Source organism: Sphingobium sp. B2 (assembly GCF_007693735.1).
Taxonomy (GTDB): domain Bacteria; phylum Pseudomonadota; class Alphaproteobacteria; order Sphingomonadales; family Sphingomonadaceae; genus Sphingobium; species Sphingobium xenophagum.
Window position 1 is genome coordinate 204,328 of sequence record NZ_VDBZ01000004.1, and the last position, 1,778, is coordinate 206,105.

Annotated in this window: 2 protein-coding genes and 1 pseudogene; all 3 read left to right on the forward strand. The window is 58.3% G+C overall.

All coding sequences use genetic code 11. The annotated features are described in order from the left end of the window. A partial coding sequence (locus FE851_RS21905) for an IS6-like element IS6100 family transposase (RefSeq protein WP_089046707.1) occupies positions 1 to 632 on the forward strand: 632 nt, incomplete at its 5' end. 41 nt (positions 633 to 673) lie between these two features. Then, positions 674 to 1,078 carry an aromatic-ring-hydroxylating dioxygenase subunit beta gene (locus FE851_RS21910; RefSeq protein WP_261371158.1) on the forward strand — a complete coding sequence of 135 codons (405 nt, stop codon included), beginning with the start codon at positions 674 to 676 and terminating at the stop codon, positions 1,076 to 1,078. A gap of 96 nt (positions 1,079 to 1,174) precedes the next feature. Further along, positions 1,175 to 1,620 (forward strand): annotated as a pseudogene (locus FE851_RS21915) (IS21 family transposase); the annotation flags it as partial. Positions 1,621 to 1,778: the final 158 nt, after the last annotated feature.

The window sequence follows — 1,778 nt, forward strand, 5'->3', positions numbered from 1 at the left end:
CGACGATCTATCGCTGGGTCCAGTGCTACGCCCCGGAGATGGAGAAGCGGCTGCGCTGGTTCTGGCGGCGTGGCTTTGATCCGAGCTGGCGCCTGGATGAAACCTACGTCAAGGTGCGGGGCAAGTGGACCTACCTGTACCGGGCAGTCGACAAGCGGGGCGACACGATCGATTTCTACCTGTCGCCGACCCGCAGCGCCAAGGCAGCGAAGCGGTTCCTGGGCAAGGCCCTGCGAGGCCTGAAGCACTGGGAAAAGCCTGCCACGCTCAATACCGACAAAGCGCCGAGCTATGGTGCAGCGATCACCGAATTGAAGCGCGAAGGAAAGCTGGACCGGGAGACGGCCCACCGGCAGGTGAAGTATCTCAATAACGTGATCGAGGCCGATCACGGAAAGCTCAAGATACTGATCAAGCCGGTGCGCGGTTTCAAATCGATCCCCACGGCCTATGCCACGATCAAGGGATTCGAAGTCATGCGAGCCCTGCGCAAAGGACAGGCTCGCCCCTGGTGCCTGCAGCCCGGCATCAGGGGCGAGGTGCGCCTTGTGGAGAGAGCTTTTGGCATTGGGCCCTCGGCGCTGACGGAGGCCATGGGCATGCTCAACCACCATTTCGCAGCAGCCGCCTGATCGGCGCAGAGCGACAGCCTACCTCTGACTGCCGCCAATCTTTGCAACAGAGCCCGGACGAGGAAAACGCGTCGTATTTCTGCCGTTCGGCGGAAAATTCAGAGCACGGACTTGCCCTTGGCTTTATGTACGACGACTGCCGGGCGAGGCTCGAGGATCGCGTCACTTTCGTAAATGACATTTGGGTCGGCACATTCCAGGACTATCGTACACGTCATTTCGTGCAATTGACCAGCTATCATCGAACCGATGCAGCCACTTTGGAAATGCGGTCTAACTTTTCCGTGTTCATGACGCCTAAAGACAGTGGCATCACCCAGGTGCTTGCCGCAGGCCAATATCTTGACAGCGTGCGGCAACAAAAGAATGGCGGGCTGAAGCTATTGTCGCGGCGGGCTGAGCTCGATACCTCTGTGCTTCCACGATATTTGGTCTATCCGATATGAGAACACCGGTAATAAAAGGGGCCATTCATTGGCGGTAGCACCGGATTAAAAAGGGGCCACTTCTGCTAGACCTTCGCTTTTGTGCGGAGGCGGAGGGTGAAGAGAGTGGAGCTTTATCAGAAGGTTCGCCATGCCGTGCTTATTGACGGCATGAGCCGCCGGGCCGCAGCGGCGTATTTTGGGATTAATCGCAACACGGTCGACAAGATGCTGGTTTTCCCGGAGCCCCCGCAGCACGGGCGATGCGGAGTTACATACAGCCGGAAGCTGGCGGGGTTCACCGAGATCATTGATCAGATATTGATCGATGATCGTACAGTGCATTCCAAGCAGCGGCATACGGGAGGACGGATATTCGAGCGGCTGCGCGATGAGCATGGTTCACCGGGGGCATCACGATTGTGCGAGAGTATGTAGCGTGCGCGAAGTTACGCAGCCGTGAGGTTTTCATTCCGCTGAGCCACAGGCCGGGCCATGCACAGGTAGCCTTCGGCGAGGCGGGCGGGATCATCGGCGGCAAGCTGACGCGGTTCCATTATTTCGTAAGCGCGAAATTCCGCGCACCTGTTCGGTTGAGTGACGCGGTGTGAAGGATGTGTCCACCAAGGAAGAGGTGGACACATGGAGATGGCACCGATGGGCTCCTATGGGCTCGAGGTTGTAATACCATCCGTCCGTGATGCTGACACACGTGGGGGAT